Genomic DNA, 18896 nt, shown 5'->3' with positions numbered 1-18896 from the left:
GTCGTGGATGATCCGGTCCAGAGCCTGAAGGAGCGAGCGTGTCCCGTACGCCCGGTCCCATCAACTTCCGGCAAAGGATAGGCGACGGGCGTCTCACCAGGCTCTTGAACCAGGGGGGCGGCGCCGGGGAGGCGGTCCGGCTGGAGGTCGACGGCCGCATCCACCGGCTGGAGGGGAGGGGGCCCTGGACGATAGGCCGCTCAAAGAGCAACACCGTGGTGATCCCAGACCCCTACGTCTCGCGGCACCACGCCTGGATCTCGCGCCGCGACGGTTCCTTCTACCTGGAAGACCTCGGCTCGTCCAACGGCACGCTCCTCAACGGTATCCACATAGACCGGGAGCCCCTGAGAAACGGCGACGAGCTCTCCTTCGGCCGCAGCCGGGCACGCTTCACCACGCAAGCGGAGGCGCCCGCCAGGCCCCGGGATGGCCGGCCTCCCGCCGACCATCCCGGGCGCACGAGCGGCAAGAGCGGGACGCTCCCCTACCTGCCGGGCCTCGACGGCCTGAGGGCCATCGCTGTGGCGGCGGTCCTCCTCTATCACGCGAACCTCTCCTGGATACCCGGAGGGTTTCTCGGGGTCACAGTCTTCTTCGTGCTGAGCGGGTACCTCATAACCTCCCTGCTGCTCTCCGAGTGGGGCAGGCAGGGGCGGATAAGCCTCGGTTCGTTCTGGGCGCGGCGGGCGAGGAGGCTGCTCCCCGCCCTGTACACGCTGCTGTTCGTGACGCTGGCCTTCGCAGCGGTCTTCCTCCCGGACGAGCTGTCCCGGTTACGCTACGATGCTCTGGCGGCCTTCTTCTACGTGACCAACTGGTACTTCGTCTTCAGCCACCAGTCCTACTTCCAGTCCGTGGGAAGACCCTCGCTCTTCGAGCACCTGTGGTCGCTGGCGGTGGAGGAGCAGTTCTACCTGGTGTGGCCCGTCCTGTTCTTCGTCGGGATGAGGCTCGCGGGAAGACGGGGGATGGGTTTCCTGGCCCTGCTCCTGGCCGTGGCCTCCAGCGTGTGGATGGGGCTCCTCTACAGCCCGGACGCGGACCCCTCGAGGGTCTACTACGGCACCGACACCCGCGCGGCGGAGCTCCTCTTCGGGGCTGCGCTGGCCTTCGTGCGCCCACCGGGCAGGCTCCACGAGCCGGGAGGGTTCCTCAGCATTCCGGCCTGGCGCCGGCGTCTCACCCTCCCACCTCTCGCACTGGACCTCACCGGGCTCGCGTTCCTGGGCGCCACGATCGTCTCGATGCTACTGATCGGGGAGTTCGAACCGTTTCTCTACCGGGGAGGCTTCGCCCTCGTCTCCCTGCTCACGCTCGGGGTCATAGCCGTCGCGGTCGAACCCAGGTCCCGATTCGGGACCAGGATGCTCGGTTGGGAGCCCCTGCGATGGGTCGGGCTGCGCTCCTACAGCATCTACCTCTGGCACTGGCCGGTCTTCGACATGACACGCCCCGCCCTCGACGTCCCGATGGGAGGATGGCCGCTGCTGGCACTGCGCCTCGGGGTAACCGTGCTGCTCGCAGACCTCTCCTACCGGTTCGTCGAGACCCCGATAAGGCGTGGGGCTCTCGGGCGGGCGCTGGCCCGTCTGCGCGAGTCTGGTGGTTCGAGACGCCGCCGCCTCGCCACCGGCTACGCGACGGCCTGCTCGCTCTTTCTCGGCTGCTGCCTCGTGCTGGTGGTAGCCGCCGTAAACGCGAGGGAGCCGAAGGCGCCCTCTTACCTGGCCGTCCGGTCGGTACACACCGGCCCTGACACCCCGGCGGGCTCGGAGCGCGCCCGACCGTCCGGCGCACAGGATGGTCGCAGAGCAGTCCGCCAGCCAGCGAAGCATCCGGGGCACCCCCACAGGATAAGTCCCTCCCAGATAAGCGCCGTCGGCGACTCGGTGATGCTCGGCGCCGCCCGCGAGCTGCAGCTGCAGCTCGGACGCGGGATACGCATAGACGCGATCGAGGGGCTCCAGGTGCAGCGGGCGATCTCGATCCTGCAGCGCGAGCGCGCCTCGGGCACCCTGGGCCGCGTCGTGATAGTCGCCATCGGGAACAACGGCCCCATCACGCCGGAGCAGTTCGACCAGATCATGCGCATCGCCGGACCCTCCAGGCGGGTCGTCTTCGTGAACGACAAGGTTCCCCGCCCCTGGGAGGAGCCCAACGACCAGGTAATCTCCCAGGGCGCCTCCCGCTACGGTAACGCCTCGGTGGTCGACTGGCGCTCCTACAGCGAGAACCGGCCCGCCCTCTTCTGGAGCGACGGGATACACCTCAGGCCGGCGGGGGCCCGGGCCTACGCCCGCCTCATCGCGCGGGAGGTCTACGGCAGAGCTAGCCTGAGGAGCGGCTCGTCAGGTAGCGCACGCTCAGGATGACGGCGAACGCGAACCCCAGGACCAGCACAGAGAGGGCCACCGCCGCGTTCATGTCACTCTGGAAGACCGTGTAGATCGCGAGCGGCACCGTCTGGGTAACCCCGCGGAAGTTTCCGGCGAAGATGATCGTCGCCCCGAACTCCCCGAGCGCCCGCGCCCACGCCAGAATCGCGCCGGAGACGAGCGCGGGGAAGGCCAGCGGCACGCTCACCCTGAAGAACGCCCCGGTCTTCGTCGCCCCGTCCACGAGCGCCGCCTCTTCGACGCTGCGCTCGACGCCCGCGAAACCGGTGGCGACCTGCCGGACGTAGAACGGTGCGGCAACGAAAACCTCGGCCATCACCACGGCCGCCGTCGTGAAGCTCAGCTCTATCCCGAAGGCGTCGAGCCCGCTCCCGAGGAGCCCCATCCGCCCGAACGCCAGAAGCAACGCTATCCCTGCGGCCGAGGGCGGCAGGACGACGGGAAGCTCCATCAGGGTGTTGAGCGCCCGCATCCCCCGGAAGCGCGCCCGGGAGAGGATGTACGCAGCCGGGGTGCCCAACAGGATCAGGATCGCCATCGTCGTCGACGTCGTGCGGGCACTGAGCGCGAGAGCCTGCCGGGCGACCGGCGAGGCCATCGCCGACCAGGCCTTCTGGTCGAAGGTCCACACCAGGAGGCTCACGAGCGGGACGCTTATGAACCCGGCGAGGAGCCCCAGTGCGGCGACCGCGAGCCCGGAGGTGAACCAGTCCGAGCCCGCAGAGGGCTTGCGCCGCGTCTTGTGGGGTTCCTTCTTCCACACCATCAGCCGGAGGAGACCAGCATGAAACCCCACTTCTTGAGCACCCGCTGTCCCTTCTGGCTCGTCACGAGATCGACCCACTCCCGGGCCAGCCTGGCGTTCTTGGATCCCTTGACGACCGCTATCGGGTATGTAGCGACGACGTTGAGGGTCCTCGGGATCTCGACGACCTTCACCTTGTTCCGGATGTCCGGAGTGACGTCGCTCGCGTAGCAGAAGGTGGCGTCCGCGTCACCGACGGCGACCCGGTTCGCAGCCGCCCGCACGTCCTGCTCCCGCGAGACGATGTTCGAGAGCACTCCTTTTTTGAAGGAAGACCCGTAGGAGGGGTCCCTGGCCGCCTTGCCCAGTATCTGCATCGCGTAGACCGCCGCCGGGACGTCCTTCGCGGCGAGCACGAGCTTCACGCCGGGCTTCGCCAGATCCCTGAAGCTCCGGATGTGCGCAGGGTTGGATCTCGGCACGATCACCACCTCGCGGTTCTTCGCGAACACCCGGGGTGCCCCCTCTATGAGCCCCTTCTTCTGCAGGATCCGCATCTGCTGGGTGTCGGCCGAGGCGAATACGTCCGCCGGAGCTCCCTGCTCGATCTGGGTGGCGAGCGTCGAACTGGCGTCGAAGTTGTTGCGTACCCGCACTCCGGGATGCTCCTTCTGGAAATCACCCGCAAGCTGACCGAAGGCGTTCGTGAGCGAAGCCGCCGCAAAAACCGTGAGCGTCCTGCTCCCCTCAGCCGCCGGAGAGGACGAGGAGGACCCCCCGCCAGAGGCCTGCCCCCCGCCGCAGCCTCCGGCCAGAAGAGAGAAAACGAGCGCCAACACAGCGAAAAACACAAATCGAACCCGGCCAGCTTTCAGAGCCCACCTCCCGTGGATCAGAACCCCTTCAGGAGCGCCCCGCCGGACCTTCCCGGCTCCACACCCCTCACGTGACATCATCATCGAACATGTTATGCCCCGGGTCGGGGGTCATTCTTCGGGCACCCTGCACAGAAAAACCGCTCCGGGGAATTTCGGGGGAGATGGTCTTTATTGCGTTTCCTTATTAATTTTTTATATTTTTGTACTATGATCCCGACTACGCTAAGATATCTGCGCCGAGATGCGATAGGATACTGAGCCAGCAGACGGGCGTTGCGAACGGACGTGAAAACGAAACAAGAGGGAGGTCGTTTGGTGAGACGCGCCGCGTCAACAGGGATAAGGAAGGTGGTTCTTTTGATCGGGGCGCTGGTGCTCTCCGCCATGGTACTCGCCGCCTGCGGGGGTGGCGGGGGTGGTGGGGCGAGCAGCGCGGCCAGCAGCGCCGCGAGCAGCAGCCCAGCCAGCAGCAGCTCCATGAGCAGCAGCTCCATGAGCAGCAGCTCCATGAGCAGCTCCTCGATGATGAGCAGCTCTTCGAGCAGCTCCTGATCCGAAGTTTACGGATAAGAGAAATTTCGAGGACCGGGGTCTTCCGCCCCGGTCCTTTTTCCGTAGCCCGGGCTTTTCTGCCGGCGGACGAGATCGTGGAGGTCTTCGCCCCTCAGCCAGTATCATCGCGCGTTCCTCGCGGGGCGCCCCGCCCTCACCTCCGAAGGTGAGCTCAGAGCACCGGGCACCCGTAGTCGCTGACGTTCCGAGTCTCCGTCACGGGCGCATCCCGCCGAATACCGCGTGGCCGGCATACATCAAGAATACGTCCACCCCCTCGAATCCGGCGTCATCCAGCCAGCGGAGCTGCTCGTAGAGGGCAGAGGGCTTATCTACCTCCGGGTCGGGGTAGCGGTAGAGGTTCCACCTCTCCTCCTCGAAGCGCTCGAAGGCCCGCTCGTCCCCGAGGAGTTTGAGAGAGCGCTCGCGGACCGCCTCGTCCCAGGAGCGGGCGGCAAGCCTCACGCCCGCTTCGGAGACGGGCATCACCAGGTCGGCGATGATAAAGGCCCCGCCGGGTTGGACCATGTGGTACACGTCTCGGAAGAGAGCGCGCTTCTGTGCGCCGTCGAGGTGGTGGAAGGCGAGCGAGGAGACGGCGGCGCGCACCGGCCCGTAAGCGCCGCGCCAGGAGGAGGAGGTGAGGTCGAACTCCCCTGCGGCGAAGCGGTCCCCGAAACGGGCGAGACGCTTCGTCGCTGCCTCAAGCATGGCTGGAGAGCCGTCGAGGCCGCGCACCGAGCATCTTGGAAACGCTTCGAGGATGGCCTCCGCGAGGAGACCCTCGCCGCAGCAGAGGTCCAGAACCTCGAAGGGCTCGTACGTAGAGACCGGGATCAGGGCGCAGATCGCCCCGATCTGGTACTCCCTCTCGGGCACGAAGTAGCGGCCGAGGTCCATGAACAGCTTCGAGTCCTCGTCGTTCCAGCGCTCCACGCTCTAACCTCCGGTGCGGTAAAAAGTGTTCGTGTTGTAGCATAGACGCGCTCACGGTAAGGCAAGCGCGGGAGAGGAGAAGGATGGCGAGGCTGGAGGTCGGGGAGAGGGCGTTCTGCTTCGAGCTTCCGGATCAGCGAGGCGAACCGTGGAACCTCTCGGGACAGCTCGAGCGGGGACCTGTGGTGCTCGTCTTCTACCGGGGCGACTGGTGACCGTACTGCAACGGGCAGCTGGTCAGCTTCGCCAGGAAGTTCGGGGAGTTCGAGCGGCGCGGGGTACAGCTCGCCGGTATAAGCGTCGATCCCCCGGAGCGGGGCGCCGGGATGGCTTCCAGACTCATCCTTCCGTTCCCGCTGCTCAGCGACGCGCGGGGGGAGCTGGCGAGGCTCTGGGGACTCTGGAACGAGGAGGAGCACGTCGCCGTCCCCGCCGTCGTGGCGCTCGATGCTTCCGGAACGGTCCGCTACCTCTACGCCGGGGAGGACTTCGCCGACCGTCCGGAGGATGAGGAGGTCTTCGCGACGCTGGACGGCCTCGTCGGAGGCGGCAGCTACGGGGAGACGGAGCCCCGGGTCCACCTCACGCCGAAGGAGGCCCACGAGCAGAGCGTCCGCCCGGACCGTCCCGCGATGAGCCTGGAAGAGCTTTCGATCTACTACCGCGCCCTCCACTTCGCCACCGTCGCGCTCAAGCGCCGGTTCGGGAGGTGGGGCCCTGCAGGCAAGGAGGCGTTCAGAGAGGTGGACCGCTACCAGCGGATGGTCCGGGAGTACAGGGGCGCGATCCGGAAGACGCTGGAGATGAAGAAGACGGGGTAGCCGGTCGTGCGGACGCTGGTGTGGATCTTTCTGGAGGGTGGAGGCGAAACCTCCCGACCGCGCGCGCTGTGGCGTCTCCTGCTGCAGTTCGTCCTCTGGCAGATCCTGGCGGGAATCTTCGCCGGGATACTCTTCGTCTCCTGGAGGGCCGCCGGGGGCGGGGGGATAGGCCTCTCGCTCGTCGGCTTCGTCGCCAACCTGCCGGCGGTGCTCGTGAGCGTGTGGCTAGCCGGGCGGTTCTTCGACCGCAGGCGCTTCGAGGACTTCGGATTCCACCTGGGGCGCAGGTGGTTCTACGACCTCCTCTTCGGGCTCGTGCTCGGCGCCGCGCTCATCAGCGGCGTATTCGCGGTCGAGGACGCACTCGGCTGGGTGAAGGTACGGGGAACCCTCGAATCGCTGCTCCCCGGCCTCCCCTTCGCCACCGCGCTCCTTCCGGTCCTCGTGCTCTACCTGTGTGTCGGGATCTACGAAGAGACCTTCTCCCGCGGATACCAGCTCAGAAACCTGGCCGAAGGGCTCAACCTCCCCTTCATCGGAGAGCGCGGGGCGGTGGTGGCAGCCTGGGTGCTATCCTCGGCCTTCTTCGGTCTCCTGCATCTGTTCAACCCCAACGCCACCGCCGTCAGCGCGGCGAACGTGGCGCTCGCCGGGCTCCTGCTGGGAACCGGGTACGTCCTCACCGGGGAGCTCGCTATCCCGATCGGCATCCACATAACCTGGAACATCTTCGAGGGCGTGGTCTACGGACTACCGGTGAGCGGCACCTCTCCGGTCGGGGCGGTCTTCTTCGCCAGCCGCGAGCGCGGGCCGGACGTCTGGACCGGCGGGGCGTTCGGCCCGGAGGGTGGGCTGCTCGTGACCGCCGCGGTGCTCGTCGGGATGGTGATCACCGCCGGGTGGGTGAAGCTCAGCCGGGGACGGCTCGGGATCCGAGAAGAACTCGCCCGGAGGCCGGGGGAAGATGGTGCGAAATCCGACCGCATGCGCTAGGCTATCCGCCGGAAGAGCATCCCGCGTCGGGAGGAAGAGACAGCCTTGGGGATCATCGTCCAGAAGTACGGCGGAAGCTCGGTCGCGACCGCCGAACACATAAAAGCCGTGGCCGGGCGCGTCGCCCGGACGAGAAGGTCGGGGGTGGACCTCGTGGTGACGGTCTCGGCGATGGGCAAGACGACCGACAACCTGCTGCGCCTCGCCTCCGAGGTGAGCGAGAACCCCTCCCCGCGCGAGATAGACCAGCTGCTGGCGACCGGTGAAGAGCAATCGGTAGCGCTCCTGGCGATGGCGCTCTCCGACCGGGGGATCGAGGCCGTCTCCCTGACCGGCCCGCAGGCCGGGATGAGGACGACCGGCCGCTACGGCTCGGGGATCATCTCCGAGGTGCGCCCGGATCGAATAAAGAAACTGCTCGGCGAGGGAAAGGTCGTGATCGTCGCGGGCTTTCAGGGGATGAACTCTTTGGGCGACGTGATGACGCTCGGGCGGGGCGGCTCGGACACGACCGCGGTCGCGCTCGCCGCGGCGCTCGGGGCCAGCCGTTGCGAGATCTACACCGACGTAGACGGCGTCTACACCGCGGACCCGAGGATCGTCCCCGCAGCGCGCAGGATACCCGAGATCTCCACCGCCGAGATGGCGGAGATGGCCTGGCGGGGGGCGAAGGTCATGCACCCGCGGGCGGTCGAGCTCGCCGCGCTCTACGGGATAGAGGTGCACGTGAAGAGCTCCTTCGAAGAGGGTCCGGGCACGGTGATAAGGGGAGGTGACGTCTTGGAACACCTGGAGACGCGGGAGACGGTCGCCGGGATAGTCCACGACCTGGACGTCTCGCGCATCACGCTGCGTGGGATCCGCACGGGCCCGGGGACGCTCAGCAAGGTCTTCGAACCGCTCGCCGGGCGCGGCATCTCGGTCGACGTCATCGTCGAGAGCGCGAACCGCGCGGGCATCTCCGACGTGGCGTTCACCGTGCGGCGCGGCGACTACGAGGAGGCCAGGGAGCTCGCCGGGGAGGTCGCCTCCTCCCTGGGCGGCGAGGCCGAGGGCGAGCTGGGCCTGGCGAAGGTCTCGGTGGTCGGGACCGGCATGCTCAACCGCCCCGGATACGCGGCCAGGATGTTCGCCTCTTTGGGTCGGGCGGGCATCCCGATCCGGATGGTCTCGACCTCGGAGATACAGGTAACATGTGTTATACCCGTGGAGAGGGTGGAGGAGGCGGTAAGAAGCCTCCACAGGGACTTCGAGCTGGAGGAGAGAGATGTTTAGAGGCACCTTCACCGCGCTCGTCACACCGTTCAGAAACGGCGAGGTCGACGTCGAGGCGCTCGAGGGGCTGGTGGAGTTCCAGATCAACCAGGGCGTCGACGGCCTGGTCCCCTGCGGCACGACGGGGGAGAGCCCGACCCTCTCCGAAGAGGAGGACCGGCTCGTCGTCGAGACCGTGGTCCGGGTGGCGAACGGTCGGGTCCCGGTGATCGCGGGCACCGGCTCGAACAGCACCGACATGGCGATCCGCTACACGAAGATGGCCGAGGAGGCGGGCGCCGACGGCTCGCTGCAGGTCACCCCCTACTACAACAAGCCGACCCAGGAGGGGCTCTACCGCCACTTCGCCGCGATCGCGGAGAGCACCTCGCTCCCCCTGATCCTCTACAACATCCCCTCCCGCACGGGGGTCGCGCTCTCGGCGGAGACAACCGCGCGCCTGGCGGAGATCCCGAACGTCGTCGGAACGAAGGAGGCGACCCACTCGATGGACCTCGCCGCCGACATCCGCCGGACGTGCGGGGAGGAGTTCGTCATCCTCTCCGGGGACGACTCGCTGACGCTCCCGATCATCGCGCTCGGCGGCGACGGCGTGATCTCGGTGGCTTCGAACGTCGCCCCGGCGGCCGTCTCGCGGATGGTCCGCACGCTCCTCTCGGGCGACTTCGCGCGCGGACGCGAGATGCACTACGAGCTCCTGCCCCTCTTCCGGGCGCTCTTCATCGAGACGAACCCCATCCCCGTGAAGACCGCGGCCTCGCTGCTGGGGCTCTGCTCGGACGAGATGCGGCTGCCGCTCTCGCCGATGGAGGGGGAGAACCTCCGCAGACTGCAGGAGGTACTCGAGCGCCACTCCCACCTGCTCCCCACCCCCGAAGAAGTGTGACAAGAGCAGCGATCATCGGGGCGGCGGGCCGGATGGGCCGCGAGCTCTGTCGGGCCGTGCTCGAGAGCGAGGACCTCGAGCTCGCCGGAGGGGTGGTCCGGTCCGGCTCGGAGCACCTGGGCGAGGACCTGGGCGAGCTGTGCGGGTGGGGCCGGGCCGGCGTCGCCGCCACGGAGGTCCCTCCGGAGGACGCGGAGGTCCTGATCGAGTTCACGACACCGGAGGCGACCGTGGAGCACCTCGCCTGCGCGAAGCCCGCCGTGATCGGGACGACCGGGCTCTCCGGGGAGCAGACGGAGCAGGTGAGGGAGGCCGCCGGGAGGGTGCCCATCGTGCTCGCCCCGAACACGAGCGTCGGGGTGAACCTCCTGCGCGAGGTGGTACACCTCCTCTCGGAGCGACTCGGTGAAGATTACGACATCGAGCTCGTCGAGGCCCACCACAGGAACAAGCGGGACGCTCCCTCGGGGACGGCGCTGCTCCTGGCGCGCGCCGCCGCGGAAGGGAGAGGCGTGAAGCTGGAGGAGGTCGCCACCTTCGGCCGCGAGGGTGTGACCCCGCGGAAGAAGGGCGAGATCGGGGTGCACGCCGTCCGCGGCGGGGCGGTCGTCGGGGAGCACCGCCTCCTCTTCCTCGGGGACGACGAGGAGGTGGAGGTGACCCACCGCGCCCTCTCCCGCCGGGTCTTCGCCGCAGGCGCCCTCAGGGCCGCGAGGTTCGTCGTCTCGGCTCCTCCCGGGCTCTACTCGATGCGCGACGTCCTCAGCGGTGCACCCCGCCGAGGTTGAGCCCGACGACCCCGGCGATTATCAGCAGAAGCGAGACCATCTTCAACGCCGTCACCGGTTCCCGGAACCACAGCACCCCGACCAGCGCGATCATCGCCGTCCCAACCCCGCTCCACACCGCGTACGCCACGCTCACGTCTATCTTCCTGAGCGCGAGCGTGAACAGATAGAGGCTCGCCCCATACAGTAGGAGGATCGCCGCCGAAGGGCCCGGCCGCGTAAAACCCTCCGAAAGCTTCATAGCACTCGTCCCCGCGACCTCGAGCACTATCGCCACGACCAGATAGAACCAGAAGATCACTACCCGACCTCCGTCAGCCTCAACACGACGACCCCGGCCAGGACGAGGGCTATCACCCCGATCCCGGTCCATACCGCATACGCCGTCCCCACCGGTAACCCCCGCATCGCCCACGCCAGCAAAGAGAAGCTCAGCGCTCCCGAAAACACCATCCCGACCACCGGCCAAGGCCGCGTGAACCCCTGCGAGAGCTTGAGCCCCAGCGCAAACCCAACCTCGAAAAATCCCGCCACCACCAGAAGCAACCAGGCCATTGCCCCTCCTTTACGTTTTATTTCGGACGGTCGTTATAATATATTTCAGCGGGGAGACAGGCTGGGGGTTCGAATTGCCGAGGGTGGTGGATCACGAGAGGCGGAGGAGAGAGATAGCGGAGGCGGCGTGGCGGGCCGTGGCGAGGAGCGGTTTGGAGGCTGCGACGGTGCGCGAGATCGCCTCCGAGGCCGGGTATTCCACGGGGGTTCTGGCGCACTACTTCGAGGACAAGGATGCGGTGCTCCTGCATGCTCTGCATCTCTCGATCGAGCGGGCAGTCGGGCGATTCGAGCGAGAAGCTCGAGAGAAGGAGGGCATCGAGGCGCTCAGGACCGTGTTGCTGGAGGCGCTGCCGCTGGACGAGGAGAGGGCCGAGGAGATGCGCGTCTGGCTCGAGTTCTGGGGGCGTGCGGCGCGGGACGAGGCGCTGAGGGCCGAGCAGAACCACCTGTACTCGCTGTGGCGCGGCGTGGTGCGGGCGCTGGTGGAGGAATCTCAGCGGCGGGGGGATCTCGACTCCGCGCTGGATCCCGTGCGGGAGACCAACTCGCTCGTCGCGCTGGTGGACGGGGTTGGGATGCAGGCCGTCTTCGAACCCGGGAAGTGGCCGCCGGAGGAGCAGAGGGCGCTGCTGGACGCACATCTGGAGAGGCTGCGTGGGGCGGCGAAATAAAATCCCCGCGGGGCAGGGCGCGCTGGTAGGATGATTTTGGGGGCCGCGCGGGTGCGGCCGAAGTTCGGCCGGCGGCATCCCGCCGGCCCTGACCGGGAGGTTCGGCCGGGTGGTTCAGGGTGTCCGCAGGCTGCAGCGAGCCGTGCACGGACTGCTCGCGAGCAACCGCCGGCGGGTGCTGTTGCTGCTATTCTTCGTGGTCGCCCTCGACTACGCCGAGCGCGGGCTCATAGGGGCCACAGGCCCCACGCTCAAGCACGCCTTCGGGATAGGAAACTTCCGGCTCGGAATGCTCTCCACGGCGCTGCTCTTCGTCAGCGCCGTGGCCGCCGTACCGCTCGGGATGCTCGCCGACAGGGCCCGGCGCACGCTGCTGCTGGCGGGGAGCTTCGTGGTATGGGCGGCGGCCATGGGTACGCTCGGAGCCTCGACCGGCTTCTGGATGTTCTTCGGGACGAGCTTCGCCCTCGGGATGGCCGCCGCGACCTCCGGCCCCGTGATACCTTCCCTGATCGGGGACATCGTCCCGGCGGCAAGGCGGTCGCGGGCGCTCGGCATCGTCAACGCGGGCGTCCTTATCGGGCTGGGCATAGGATACGTGCTCCCGCCCATCCTCTCGCGGGCGGCCTCCTGGCGGTGGAACTTCTGGCTGCTCGCCGCGGGCGGGGCGTCTCTCGCGCTCGCCCTCTGGAAGGTCGGGGAGCCGGAGCGGGTCGGGGCCGGAGGTCCGGAGGAAGGGGGCGAGGAGAGCCTGGTGCGCAGGCTCGTGCGCGAGCGCGGCGTCGAGCCGAGCCCGCACGGGCTGCTGGAGCACGACCCCTCCGAGATGTCCATGTGGGAGGCGGCGAAGTACACGGTCGAGGTACGCACCGACCTCATCGCACTCGCAGCCCGGTCGGTGGGAGACTTCTTCTTCCAGGCCATCGCCACCTTCGCCATAGTGTTTGCCACCGGCTGGTACGGCATCTCGCAGGGCGAGGCCAACCTCGCGATCCTCGTCGTGGGCATCGGCGCGGTGGCAGGGGTGGTGGCGCTCAGCCGACTGAGCGACGCGCTGCTGCGGCGCGGGGTGGTGAACAGCAGGATACTGGTGGGTTCGGTGGGCTACGTGCTCTCGGTGGTCGCGCTCTACCCGGCGTTCATCTCGCGCTCGCTCTCCGTCTCCATCCCCTTCTTCGCCGCCGGGGCGTTCTTCCTCGCGGGGGCGAGGCCGTCGCTCGACGCGATCCGGGTCGACGTGCTGGTGGGTCGTCTGAGGGGGAGGGCTGAGTCGATCCGGCAGGTCCTGCGCTCCGGGGCCGAGGGGCTCGCCCCGGTCTCCTTCGGGGCCCTCTCCGCCGCGCTCGGCGGCGGCTCGCTCGGGTTGGAGAGGGTCTTCCTCGTACTCCTCCCCCTGCTCGTATTGAACGGTCTGATCCTGTTGCTCGCGCTACGCACCTACCGGCGGGACGTCGCCGCCGCGATCGTCTCGTCCCAGAAGAGCACGGAGGATCACTCCGGTACCGAAGCGCGTTAAACTCTCACCCGGTTTCCCGGCGAGAGGAGGAAGAAGATGCCGCACGAAGAACACGTCTCGCTCATCCCCCGAGAAGTCCTCTTCGGCAACCCCGAGATGACCTCCCCACGCCTCTCCCCCGACGGCACCCTCCTCTCCTACCTCGCCCCGAAGGACGGGGTCCTCAACGTCTGGGTCGGTCCGGCCGGATCGAAGCCGGGCGGCGAAGATTTCCGGCCGGTGACAGATGACGAGAAGCGGGGCATCCGCGTCTACTTCTGGGCCGAGGACGGAGAGCACCTCCTCTATCTGCAGGACGAGGACGGAGACGAGAACTGGCGGATGTACGCCGTGAGGCCGAAGGCGGGCGAGGTGGCCGCCCGCTCCCTGACACCCTTCGAGAACGTGCAGGTCCGCCCGCTCGAGAAGAGCCGCCGCCATCCGGAAAAGATCCTGATCGAACTCAACCGCCGCAACCCCGAGCTGCACGACGCCTGCGCCCTCGACCTTAAGAGCGGTGAGCTCGAGCTCCTCGCCGAGAACCCGGGCAACGTAGCCGGCTGGCTCGCCGACGCCGACCTGCGGGTGCGCGGCGCGGCCACGGTCTACCCCGACGGCTCCCTCGGGCTCCTCTTCCGCGAGGACGAGCATGCAGAGTGGCGTGAGATACTCCGCTGGAGCGCCGAGGACGGGCTCTCGAGCGGCCCCGTGGGTTTCTCCGGCGACGGACGGAGGATCTTCCTGCGCGACTCCCGTGGCGCCGACGCCGCCCGGCTGGTGGAGCTCGACACAGAGACGGATGAGATCCAAGTCCTGGCCGAAGACCCCCGCTACGACGTCTCCGAGGTGCTCGTCCACCCCGAGACGCGCGAGGTGCAGGCCGTCGCCTTCGCCCGCGCCCGCACCGAGTGGGAGGTGATCGACGAGGAGATCCGGGAGGACTTCGAGGCGATACGTTCGCTGCACCCCGGGGACTTCTCCGTCGTGAGCCGCGACCGGGAGGACCGGCGGTGGATCGTCGCCTTCACCGCCGACGACGGCCCGGGCTCCTTCTACTCCTACGACCGGAAGAGTAGAGAGGGCACGCTACTCTTCCACGACCGTCCGGCGCTCGCGGATTACACTCTGGCGAAGATGGAGCCCATCTCGTTCACCTCCCGCGACGGGCTCCGGATCGAGGGGTACCTCACCCTCCCGCCGGGGGCTCGGAAGCCGCTCCCGATGGTCCTCGACGTCCACGGCGGGCCCTGGGCCCGCGACGAGTGGGGCTACGACCCGGAGGCCCAGTGGCTCGCAAACCGCGGCTACGCCTGCCTGCAGGTCAACTACCGGGGCTCGACCGGATACGGCAAGCGTTTCCTCAACGCCGGCAACAAGGAGTGGGGCGGCAGGATGCACGACGACCTGGTCGACGCCGTGCGCTGGGCCGTCGAAGAGGGGATCGCCGACCCGGAGAGGGTCGCGATCTACGGTGGATCCTACGGCGGGTACGCCGCCCTGGTCGGGGCGGCCTTCACCCCCGACCTCTTCCGCTGCGCGGTGGACATAGTCGGTCCTTCGAACCTCATCACGCTCATAAACACGATCCCGCCGTACTGGAAGCCTTTGATCTCCACGTTCACCGAGCGGGTTGGCAACCCGAAGACCGAGGAGGAGTTCCTGAAGAGCCGTTCGCCGCTCTTCCGGGCGCAGGACATAAAGATCCCGCTCCTCATCGCTCAGGGCGCGAACGACCCGCGGGTCAAGCGGGCCGAGAGCGAGCAGATCGTCTCGGCCCTGAAAGAGAACGGCGTCGAGCACGAGTACCTGCTCTTCGAGGACGAGGGGCACGGCTTCGCCCGGCCGGAGAACCGCCTGAAGTTCTACGCCGCGGCCGAGCGCTTCCTGGCCCGCCACCTCGGCGGCCGCTACGAGGAGTAGTCTTCCTCCTCGGGCTCCCACATCGAGACGAGCGCCTCGACCCAGCCGGGATCGACACCCATCCTCTCGGCTATCTCCTGCGGGTCCATCCCCGAGCGCCACAGCCGCTCGGCCTCGGCCTCGAGGCAAACCCCTTCTCCGCCCTCCACGCTCTCACCTCGCTTCCCGTCTCTCGCCTGTATACTGCTTCATAGCATGCGCTTCACCAAGATGCACGGGGCCGGGAACGACTTCCTCATCTTCGATCCGGAAGAGGTCGAGGGCGTGGACCTTCCCGCCCTCGCCCGCCGGGCCTGCGAGCGGCACTTCGGGGTCGGGGCCGACGGGATCCTCGTCGCCGCCCGTTCGGAGCGGGCGGACGTCAGGATGGTCTACCTGAACTCCGACGGCTCTCTCGCCGAGATGTGCGGCAACGGCATCCGCTGTCTCGCCCGCTACGCCCGCGACCGGGGCCTGGTCTCCCGCGACGCGCTCCTGGTAGAGACGGCCTCGGGCATAAAGAAGGTCGTGCTGAACCCCGACGGATCCTCGCGCGTAGAGATGGGGCGCCCGTCCTTCGGCGGCGAGGTGCATCTGCACGGCTACACCTTCCTCCGCGTCTCCATGGGCAACCCGCACGCGGTCGCCTTCCTGCCCTCGGCGGAGGACGTCGAGGAGATCGAACTGCGCCGGATCGGCCCGAAGGTGGAGCGGGACCCGCTCTTTTCCGGGGGCACCAACGTCGAGTTCGCCTCCGCCGGCGGCGGCGGAGGCTCCGTGCGGATGAGGATCTGGGAACGCGGCGCGGGCGAGACCCTCGCCTCGGGTTCGGGCTCGTGCGCGACGGCGGCGGCCGCCCTGCGGGAGGGTCTCGCCCGGAGTCCGGTCCGGGTGCAGCTGGACGGCGGGATGGTCGTCGTCGAGTGGGACGGCGGGGAAGGCCCTCTCTACATGTCCGGCCCGGCGGAGTACGTCTGCGAGGGCAGGCTTCTCTTCTAGCGCTCCTTCAACCCGGTCTCGAGCCCGTCGACGAACTGCCGGGCGGTGCGCCCCGAGCGTCCGGGGTGCCAGCGCTCCCAGAGCAGCGCCCTCTCGCGCAGCTCCTCCTCCGGCATCGCCAGGCCCCGCGCCCGCGCGAGCCCGAAGACTATCTCGAGGTAGCGCCTCTGGTCCGGCGGCGGGAACGTGACGCGCAGCCCGAATCGGGCGGCCAGGGAGAGCTTCTCCTGCATGGTATCGTGGGCGTGCACGTCGTCCTCCTCCCGGTCGGAGAAGCGCTCGCGCACCAGGTTGCGCCGGTTGGAGGTCGCGTAGAGCCGGACGCTCTGCGGCGGCGGGGCGACGCTCCCCTCGAGCAGCGCCTTGAGCGTCTTGTACGAGACCTCGTCCTCCTCGAAGGAGAGGTCGTCGACGAAGACGATGAAGCAGGCCCCCCTCCGGCGCAGCGTCTGCATGAGCTCGGGAAGCCGGCCGAGATCCTCCTTGGGCAGCTCGACCAGCCTCAGCCCGTCCGCGGCGTAGGCGTTGGCGAGCGCCTTGACGGTGGACGACTTCCCGGTCCCCGGAGGACCGTAGAGCAGCGCGTGGTGGGAGGGCAGCCCGGCGAGCAGCCGCTCGGTGTTCTCGATCAGGGGCCGCCGCTCCTCCTCGTAGGCGACGAGATCCTCCAGGCACACCGGGTCCGGGCTCTCGACCGGGACGAGCCCCCCCTCCCGCCAGCGGAAGGCCCTGTAGCGCCCGAGCGCCCCCGCCCCCTGGCGGGCGAAGTGCCCGGCGAGAAGCTCCGCGCACCCGCCCCAGTCGGGCGCGGCGGCGAGCTTGCGCGCGATCTCCTGCCTCGGAGAGCCGTCCCCGCCGGCCCCGGGGTAGACCAGCGGCTCCCAGAGCCCTCCGAGCTCCGGGAGGCGCTCCTCGACGAGCGCGAGCAGAGACTCTGTCCTGAGCCCGAAGAGCCCCTGCAGCACCGGGAGCTCGCGCCGGGCCTGCCCCAGGAGAGCCGGGGGAAGATCCCCCGTCTCGGCACCGAGGCTGAAGGGGTTCTCGTCGTCGAGGATGCTCCCGAGAAAGTGCGCCTGCCAGGCGTCGGGGAGCAGGGGATCGCGGGAGGCGGCGAGACCCGCCCAGAGCCCTCCCACTACCCCGGCCACCTCCCCGGCGTCCGGCCTCTCCCGCGCCAGCAGGCCGAGCAGGGACAGCAGATCCCGGACGGGCCGGGTGCCGAGCACGCCCCGGAAGAGCGCGAGACCCCGCGCCCGGACCACGAGCCCGGCGAGTTCTTCGTTCCGCATGGAAACGAACTCTAGCACCGCCCCGGACCGCTCGTCTACGTGTAGACATCCCTCCTGCCGAACGCCAGGGCCGCCAGCACCACGAGAAGCAGGGCGGAGGCAGAGAGCAGGGCGAAGTTCGACCAGTCGATCCCCTGCCGGATGGCGGCGCCGTAGTAGTGGAAGGCCGAGAAGCGGCGCAGGCCCTCGATGCTCCCGACGCTCCCGGCGAGCGCGTTGAGGACATACATGAAGACGAGCACGGCCCCGGGGATGCCCACCGCCGGGGCCCGCCGGTGCGTGAGCGCGGAACACAGCATCGCGAAGCCCCCGAAAAGGGCCGACATCGGCCAAAGGTTCAGAAGCGCCTCCACCAGCCGGGCCGGGGAGAGGTCCACGCCCACCACGAGGGCGGCGAATTCCATCAGCACCCCCATGACGGCCAGGATGATCGCCAGCGAGAGCATGCTGGCTACGAAGCTGCCGACGACGAGCTGCCACCGTGCTATCGGGTTGCTCATCACCACGTCGATCTTCCCGTCCTCCTCCGCCCCGGAGAGCGCGGAGGCGGAGGCGAGGATGGCGAAGAAGGCGAGCGCGAGCGGCGCTATGAAGCCGAGCAGCTCGGTGGCGAGAAGAGCCTCTATGGAGCCGAACCCGGCGCCCGCACCGAAACCGAAGAGGCTCCGCGCCGCACGCGGCAGCCTCCCCACGAGGCCGTTCAGAAGCTCCCGCTGGTCCGCCAGCGAGGGGTAGAGCGCGACGTACGCGATGCCGAGCGCCGCCAGATACACTCCCCAGACGAGCGCACCCCTGTACCGAAGCCTGAGGGAGCTTCCGGCCAGCACGACGATCCGGGTCGAGGCAGAAGGAACCTTCGCCCCCCTCATCTCTCCTCCCCGCCCTCGCCGTAGTACGCCAGGAAGACCTCCTCGAGCGAGGGGCGCTCGACCTCGATGTCCACGACCGTGTGCCTCGCGGCGAGCTTGACGACCGAGTCGAGATCGCCGTGGACCCAGAACGAAAGCGCAACTCCATCCTGCCTCAGGTCAGTGACCCCGGGGAGCGCGGCGAAGGGGGCCGGGTCGGCGGGCGAATCGAAGGTCAGCCTCACGAGCCGGAGAGTCCTTCCGGGCAGCCTCCCAACTTCCTCGACGGCGGCGAGCGTGCCCTCCCGGATGATCCCCACCCGGTCGCAGACGCGCTCGACCTCGGCCAGGTTGTGCGAAGAGAAGAAGACCGTGCGTCCTTCCTCCTTCACCTCCCACATCATCCGCAGGAATTCCTCCTGCACCAGGGGGTCGAGCCCGCCGGTCGGCTCGTCCAGGATCAGGAGCGGCGGCCGGTGGAACATCGCCTGTACGATCCCGACCTTCTGCCTGTTTCCCCGGCTGAGCCTGCGCACGGGACGGGTGAGGTCGGCGTCAAGCCTGTGGGCGAGCGCACGGGCGTAGGAGAGATCATCCACCCCACGCAGCCGGGCGGAGAGCCGGATGATCTGCTCACCCTTCATCCGGTCCTAGAAGGCGAGCTCCCCGGGCAGGTTCCCGACCCGCAACCTCACCTCGACGCTCTCCCGCCACACGTCGAACCCGAAGACCTCGGCCCGCCCCCCATCCGGTCGCAGAAACCCCATGAGCGTGCGGATGGTGGTGGTCTTCCCGGCCCCGTTGGGCCCGAGAAAGCCGAAGACTTCCCCCTCCTCGACCTCGAGATCGAGCCCCGCTATCCCC

The 18896-nt window shown here is 68.4% G+C and carries 19 protein-coding genes and 2 pseudogenes; 12 read left to right on the top strand and 9 right to left on the bottom strand.

Annotated features, from left to right (window positions below; translation table 11 throughout):
- The first annotated feature begins 38 nt into the window (after nucleotides 1–38).
- Nucleotides 39–2375, top strand: coding sequence for an acyltransferase family protein (locus PJB24_RS07880; protein ID WP_273844549.1), 2337 nt, complete (start codon nucleotides 39–41; stop codon nucleotides 2373–2375).
- On the opposite strand, the gene PJB24_RS07875 is transcribed toward PJB24_RS07880, so the two are convergent.
- Together PJB24_RS07875 and modA are read right to left on the bottom strand one after the other, a co-directional pair.
- Nucleotides 2332–3165, bottom strand: a complete 834-nt coding sequence (locus tag PJB24_RS07875) for an ABC transporter permease (protein WP_273844547.1) — start codon at nucleotides 3163–3165, stop codon at nucleotides 2332–2334. The genes PJB24_RS07880 and PJB24_RS07875 overlap by 44 nt on opposite strands.
- Complete coding sequence (gene modA / locus PJB24_RS07870; protein ID WP_273844545.1) at nucleotides 3165–3980, bottom strand: molybdate ABC transporter substrate-binding protein; 816 nt, start codon at nucleotides 3978–3980, stop codon at nucleotides 3165–3167. Before modA ends, PJB24_RS07875 begins: the two co-directional genes overlap by 1 nt.
- A 357-nt stretch (nucleotides 3981–4337) precedes the next feature.
- On the opposite strand from modA, the gene PJB24_RS07865 reads away from it, so the two are divergent.
- Nucleotides 4338–4574 (top strand): hypothetical protein, encoded by a 237-nt coding sequence (locus PJB24_RS07865; protein ID WP_273844543.1) that lies wholly within the window; start codon nucleotides 4338–4340, stop codon nucleotides 4572–4574.
- Between the two features lie 216 nt (nucleotides 4575–4790).
- Here PJB24_RS07865 and PJB24_RS07860 read toward each other — a convergent pair whose 3' ends face one another.
- Nucleotides 4791–5510 (bottom strand): class I SAM-dependent methyltransferase, encoded by a 720-nt coding sequence (locus PJB24_RS07860; RefSeq protein WP_273844540.1) that lies wholly within the window; start codon nucleotides 5508–5510, stop codon nucleotides 4791–4793.
- Nucleotides 5511–5593: 83 nt separating this feature from the next.
- Between PJB24_RS07860 and PJB24_RS07855 the strand changes: the two genes are divergently transcribed.
- The 6 genes and pseudogenes from PJB24_RS07855 (at nucleotide 5594) to dapB (ending at nucleotide 10273) form a co-directional block, all read left to right on the top strand.
- The gene (locus PJB24_RS07855) at nucleotides 5594–5725 is read left to right on the top strand and encodes a thioredoxin domain-containing protein (RefSeq protein WP_273844539.1); all 132 of its coding nucleotides are present in this window, start codon (nucleotides 5594–5596) and stop codon (nucleotides 5723–5725) included.
- Between the two features lie 12 nt (nucleotides 5726–5737).
- A pseudogene (locus tag PJB24_RS07850) lies at nucleotides 5738–6331 on the top strand (redoxin domain-containing protein); the annotation flags it as partial.
- A 6-nt stretch (nucleotides 6332–6337) separates the two neighbouring features.
- Nucleotides 6338–7324 (top strand): CPBP family intramembrane glutamic endopeptidase, encoded by a 987-nt coding sequence (locus PJB24_RS07845; RefSeq protein WP_273844537.1) that lies wholly within the window; start codon nucleotides 6338–6340, stop codon nucleotides 7322–7324.
- A gap of 45 nt (nucleotides 7325–7369) precedes the next feature.
- A complete protein-coding gene (locus PJB24_RS07840) occupies nucleotides 7370–8599 on the top strand; it encodes an aspartate kinase (protein ID WP_273844535.1) in 1230 nt (409 codons plus the stop codon).
- Nucleotides 8592–9485: a 4-hydroxy-tetrahydrodipicolinate synthase gene (dapA, locus tag PJB24_RS07835; protein WP_273844532.1), complete on the top strand. Its 894-nt coding sequence runs from the start codon at nucleotides 8592–8594 to the stop codon at nucleotides 9483–9485. Before PJB24_RS07840 ends, dapA begins: the two co-directional genes overlap by 8 nt.
- Nucleotides 9482–10273, top strand: a complete 792-nt coding sequence (gene dapB / locus PJB24_RS07830) for a 4-hydroxy-tetrahydrodipicolinate reductase (protein WP_273844530.1) — start codon at nucleotides 9482–9484, stop codon at nucleotides 10271–10273. Before dapA ends, dapB begins: the two co-directional genes overlap by 4 nt.
- Here dapB and PJB24_RS07825 read toward each other — a convergent pair.
- Both PJB24_RS07825 and PJB24_RS07820 read right to left on the bottom strand, forming a co-directional pair.
- Complete coding sequence (locus tag PJB24_RS07825; RefSeq protein ID WP_273844528.1) at nucleotides 10248–10574, bottom strand: DMT family transporter; 327 nt, start codon at nucleotides 10572–10574, stop codon at nucleotides 10248–10250. The two genes, dapB and PJB24_RS07825, sit on opposite strands and share 26 nt — an antisense overlap.
- On the bottom strand, nucleotides 10574–10828 hold the full coding sequence (locus PJB24_RS07820) for a DMT family transporter (protein ID WP_273844526.1): 255 nt from the start codon (nucleotides 10826–10828) through the stop codon (nucleotides 10574–10576). The genes PJB24_RS07825 and PJB24_RS07820 overlap by 1 nt, the downstream gene beginning before the upstream one ends.
- 86 nt (nucleotides 10829–10914) lie before the next feature.
- Between PJB24_RS07820 and PJB24_RS07815 the strand changes: the two genes are divergently transcribed.
- From PJB24_RS07815 to PJB24_RS07805, 3 genes are all read left to right on the top strand, one after another.
- The gene (locus PJB24_RS07815) at nucleotides 10915–11502 is read left to right on the top strand and encodes a TetR/AcrR family transcriptional regulator (protein ID WP_273844524.1); all 588 of its coding nucleotides are present in this window, start codon (nucleotides 10915–10917) and stop codon (nucleotides 11500–11502) included.
- Between the two features lie 109 nt (nucleotides 11503–11611).
- A complete protein-coding gene (locus tag PJB24_RS07810) occupies nucleotides 11612–13018 on the top strand; it encodes an MFS transporter (RefSeq protein ID WP_273844523.1) in 1407 nt (468 codons plus the stop codon).
- A gap of 36 nt (nucleotides 13019–13054) precedes the next feature.
- Nucleotides 13055–14917, top strand: a complete 1863-nt coding sequence (locus PJB24_RS07805) for a S9 family peptidase (RefSeq protein ID WP_273844520.1) — start codon at nucleotides 13055–13057, stop codon at nucleotides 14915–14917.
- Here the strand turns inward: PJB24_RS07805 and PJB24_RS07800 are convergent.
- Nucleotides 14905–15066, bottom strand: coding sequence for a hypothetical protein (locus tag PJB24_RS07800; RefSeq protein WP_273844518.1), 162 nt, complete (start codon nucleotides 15064–15066; stop codon nucleotides 14905–14907). The genes PJB24_RS07805 and PJB24_RS07800 overlap by 13 nt on opposite strands.
- Nucleotides 15067–15112: 46 nt before the next feature.
- Here PJB24_RS07800 and dapF point away from each other — a divergent pair, with 46 nt between their 5' ends.
- Complete coding sequence (gene dapF, locus PJB24_RS07795) at nucleotides 15113–15895, top strand: diaminopimelate epimerase (RefSeq protein ID WP_273844514.1); 783 nt, start codon at nucleotides 15113–15115, stop codon at nucleotides 15893–15895.
- Here dapF and PJB24_RS07790 read toward each other — a convergent pair.
- From PJB24_RS07790 to PJB24_RS07780, 3 genes and pseudogenes are all read right to left on the bottom strand, one after another.
- On the bottom strand, nucleotides 15892–17184 hold the full coding sequence (locus PJB24_RS07790) for an ATP-binding protein (RefSeq protein WP_273844512.1): 1293 nt from the start codon (nucleotides 17182–17184) through the stop codon (nucleotides 15892–15894). The two genes, dapF and PJB24_RS07790, sit on opposite strands and share 4 nt — an antisense overlap.
- A gap of 35 nt (nucleotides 17185–17219) precedes the next feature.
- Nucleotides 17220–18053, bottom strand: coding sequence for an ABC transporter permease subunit (locus tag PJB24_RS07785; protein ID WP_273844510.1), 834 nt, complete (start codon nucleotides 18051–18053; stop codon nucleotides 17220–17222).
- Nucleotides 18050–18892, bottom strand: a pseudogene (locus PJB24_RS07780) (ABC transporter ATP-binding protein). The gene PJB24_RS07785 and the pseudogene PJB24_RS07780 overlap by 4 nt, the downstream one beginning before the upstream one ends.
- Nucleotides 18893–18896 lie beyond the last annotated feature (4 nt).

The sequence above is a fragment of the Rubrobacter calidifluminis genome (assembly GCF_028617075.1).
GTDB classification, from domain to species: domain Bacteria; phylum Actinomycetota; class Rubrobacteria; order Rubrobacterales; family Rubrobacteraceae; genus Rubrobacter_E; species Rubrobacter_E calidifluminis.
This window is presented reverse-complemented; position numbering and strand designations above follow the sequence as displayed.

Coding starts and splice junctions, on each gene's coding strand:
- PJB24_RS07805 (WP_273844520.1), top strand. CDS start 13,055: ATGCCGCACGAAGAACACGTCTCGCTCATCCCCCGAGAAGTCCTCTTC.
- PJB24_RS07875 (WP_273844547.1), bottom strand. CDS start 3,165: ATGGTGTGGAAGAAGGAACCCCACAAGACGCGGCGCAAGCCCTCTGCG.
- dapF (WP_273844514.1), top strand. CDS start 15,113: ATGCGCTTCACCAAGATGCACGGGGCCGGGAACGACTTCCTCATCTTC.
- PJB24_RS07785 (WP_273844510.1), bottom strand. CDS start 18,053: ATGAGGGGGGCGAAGGTTCCTTCTGCCTCGACCCGGATCGTCGTGCTG.
- PJB24_RS07820 (WP_273844526.1), bottom strand. CDS start 10,828: ATGGCCTGGTTGCTTCTGGTGGTGGCGGGATTTTTCGAGGTTGGGTTT.
- dapA (WP_273844532.1), top strand. CDS start 8,592: ATGTTTAGAGGCACCTTCACCGCGCTCGTCACACCGTTCAGAAACGGC.
- PJB24_RS07855 (WP_273844539.1), top strand. CDS start 5,594: ATGGCGAGGCTGGAGGTCGGGGAGAGGGCGTTCTGCTTCGAGCTTCCG.
- PJB24_RS07790 (WP_273844512.1), bottom strand. CDS start 17,184: ATGCGGAACGAAGAACTCGCCGGGCTCGTGGTCCGGGCGCGGGGTCTC.